Genomic DNA, 3413 nt, shown 5'->3' with positions numbered 1-3413 from the left:
AAACTACAAGCGTTGAGCTAGGGAGATATAGTAATGGGAATCTATTATTCAGAGGATCATGAGTGGGTTTCAGTTGAGGGTGATATTGCGACGGTTGGAATTACGGCGCATGCGGCTGAGCAATTGGGCGATGTTGTTTTCATCGAGATGAAAGAAGCTGATGACGAGTTTGAAAAGGGCGATGAGATCGGTGTGATTGAATCGGTTAAGGCTGCGTCTGAGATTTACGCACCGATTGACGGTGTTGTTGTTGAGGCGAATGAAGAGCTTGAAGGCGCGCCTGGTCAATTGAACGAGAGCCCTGAAGACAATGCTTGGATCTACAAGATCAAGATTGCGGATGCGTCGCAGCTTGATGATTTGATGGATCTGGACGGCTACAAGTCCTTTATCGGCTAAGGATTTGGGGCCGCAATCGTGGCCCCATCCCCGCTTTTTTATGTGCGCCTTTTCGTGTGGCGCGCTTTGACGTGACCTTTGGGTCCGTGACAGGAGACTTCCCATGGCTTTTAAACTGACCGACTACGAAGCGTATGATTTTGCCAATCGCCGCCATATCGGCCCATCCCCGCGTGAGATGGCGGATATGTTGAAGGTGATCGGCTTTAAGACGCTGGATGATTTGATTGACGCGACTGTGCCTGAGCAGATCCGCCAGAAAGCGCCTTTGGACTGGGGTCCGGCGATGACTGAGCGTGACGCGCTGTTCCATATGAAGCAGGTCGCAAGCAAGAATAAGGTCCTGACCTCATTGATCGGGCAAGGCTACCACGGCACGACGACACCGGCGCCGATTTTGCGCAATATTTTGGAAAACCCGGCATGGTACACGGCCTATACCCCGTATCAGCCTGAGATCAGCCAAGGCCGCCTTGAGGCGCTGTTGAACTTCCAAACCATGGTGACGGATCTGACCGGTCTGGACATTGCCAACGCATCGTTGCTGGATGAAGCGACCGCAGCGGCCGAAGCGATGGCGATGGCCAAACGCAGTGGACGCTCTAAGGCCAATAACGCGGCGTTTTTTGTTGACCAATATTGCCACCCGCAAACCATCGAAGTGATCAAAACCCGCGCAGCACCTTTGGGCATTGACGTGACGGTTGGTGATCCGGCGGACCTTGAGGCGGGCGCTGTCTTTGGTGCGATCTTCCAATATCCGGGCACTTACGGCCATGTGCGTGACTTCACCGATCAAATCGCAGCCCTGCATGAACATAAGGCGATTGCGGTCGTTGCGGCGGATATTCTGTCGCTGGCGCTGTTGAAATCACCGGGTGAAATGGGCGCTGATATTGCGATTGGCTCGACCCAGCGCTTTGGTGTGCCGATGGGCTATGGTGGTCCGCACGCGGCCTATATGGCGACAACGGATAAGTTGAAGCGCGCGATGCCGGGTCGGATTATCGGCGTGTCCATCGACAGCCGTGGCAACAAAGCCTACCGTCTGGCGCTGCAAACCCGCGAACAGCACATCCGCCGTGAAAAAGCCAATTCAAACGTTTGTACTGCACAGGCTTTGTTGGCGGTTATTGCATCGATGTATGGTGTGTATCACGGCCCCGATGGGATCAAAGCGATTGCGCAATCGGTGCACCGTAAGACATCGCGTTTGGCCAAAGGTCTTGAAAGCCTTGGCTTTAAGGTCTCTCCCGAAGTGTTCTTTGACACGATCACGATTGAGGTTGGCGCGTTGCAAGGCGTGGTGATGGCAGCAGCTGTGAACGAGGGCATCAACCTTCGTAAAATCGGCAACGACCGTGTTGGTATCTCGCTTGATGAACAAACACGCAGCGAAACCATCGAGGCGGTTTGGCGTGCGTTTGGCGGCGACATGAAGGATGACTCCGAGGCGAACCGCGAATACCGTTTGCCAGAGCATGCGCTGCGCGAAAGCGAATACATGACGCATCCGATCTTCCACAAGAACCGGGCTGAGGCGGAAATCACCCGCTATATGCGCCGTCTTGCGGACCGCGATTTGGCACTTGATCGCGCGATGATCCCGCTTGGGTCTTGCACGATGAAACTGAACGCGACCGTGGAAATGATCCCGGTGACCTGGCCTGAATTTGGCAACCTGCACCCGTTTGTGCCGGCGGATCAGGCGGCAGGTTATCTGGAAATGATTGACGATCTGAATGACAAACTGTGTCAGGTCACGGGCTATGACGCGATCAGCCAGCAGCCGAACTCTGGTGCGCAGGGCGAATATGCGGGTCTTTTGACCATTCGCGGTTACCACGCGGCGCGCGGCGAAAGCCACCGGAACGTGTGTTTGATCCCGACCTCTGCCCACGGCACTAACCCTGCGTCCGCGCAGATGGTGGGCTGGAAAGTTGTTCCGGTCAAAGCCGACGACAAAGGCAATATCGATGTTGCGGACTTCCGGGATAAGGCAGAAAAGCACGGCGATAACCTTGCGGCCTGCATGATCACCTACCCATCAACCCATGGTGTGTTTGAAGAAACAGTGACCGAGGTCTGTGCCTTGACCCACCAATATGGCGGTCAGGTTTACATCGATGGCGCGAATATGAACGCGATGGTGGGTCTGTCCCGTCCGGGTGATATTGGCGGCGACGTGAGCCACTTGAACTTGCACAAAACCTTCTGCATTCCGCATGGCGGCGGTGGCCCCGGCATGGGCCCGATTGGTGTTAAGGCACACTTGGAAGAGTACCTTCCGGGGCATCCTGAATATGGCACTGCGGTTGGTCCGGTCTCGGCGGCGCCGTTTGGTTCACCTAGCATTTTGCCGGTCAGCTGGGCCTATTGCCTGCTGATGGGTGGCGAAGGTCTGACCCAAGCAACCCGTGTTGCGATCCTGAACGCAAACTACATCGCCGAGAGCCTGAAAGGGTCCTATGACATCCTTTACAGCTCTGATGCTGGTCGCGTGGCGCATGAATGTATCCTGGATACACGTCCTCTGGACGAAAGTGCTGGTGTGTCAGTGGATGATGTCGCTAAGCGTCTGATTGATAACGGCTTCCACGCCCCCACCATGAGCTGGCCTGTGGCTGGCACCCTGATGGTGGAGCCAACGGAATCCGAGCCAAAAGACGAAATCGACCGCTTTATCCGGGCGATGCTCGATATCCGCGAAGAAGCGCGCGCAATCGAAGAAGGCAAGATCGACCCGGAAAACAACCCACTGAAAAACGCGCCACACACCGTGGCCGATCTGGTGGGCGACTGGGACAGACCCTATTCCCGCGAACAAGCCTGCTACCCCAAAGGGGCGTTCAAAGTGGATAAATACTGGTCCCCCGTCAACCGCGTCGACAACGCTTATGGTGACAGAAACCTCATCTGCTCCTGCCCCCCAATGTCCGACTACGAAGACGAATAAACCGCCCATCGGGCCATTCTAAAGCAAATCAAAAAGCCCTCCTTTTGGAGGGCTTTTT

Annotated in this window: 2 protein-coding genes; both read left to right on the top strand. The window is 55.3% G+C overall.

The window, feature by feature from the left end:
* Positions 1-33 precede the first annotated feature (33 nt).
* Positions 34-399, top strand: a complete 366-nt coding sequence (gene gcvH, locus G9C99_RS18295) for a glycine cleavage system protein GcvH (RefSeq protein WP_166418981.1) — start codon at positions 34-36, stop codon at positions 397-399.
* A 103-nt stretch (positions 400-502) separates the two neighbouring features.
* Complete coding sequence (gcvP, locus tag G9C99_RS18290; RefSeq protein ID WP_166418980.1) at positions 503-3355, top strand: aminomethyl-transferring glycine dehydrogenase; 2853 nt, start codon at positions 503-505, stop codon at positions 3353-3355.
* Positions 3356-3413: the final 58 nt, after the last annotated feature.

The organism is Cochlodiniinecator piscidefendens, from assembly GCF_011326755.1.
GTDB lineage: Bacteria > Pseudomonadota > Alphaproteobacteria > Rhodobacterales > Rhodobacteraceae > Cochlodiniinecator > Cochlodiniinecator piscidefendens.
This window is presented reverse-complemented; position numbering and strand designations above follow the sequence as displayed.

Excerpts from the sequence above, each read along its gene's own strand:
- gcvH (WP_166418981.1), top strand. The coding sequence starts at position 34 with ATGGGAATCTATTATTCAGAGGATCATGAGTGGGTTTCAGTTGAGGGT.
- gcvP (WP_166418980.1), top strand. The coding sequence starts at position 503 with ATGGCTTTTAAACTGACCGACTACGAAGCGTATGATTTTGCCAATCGC.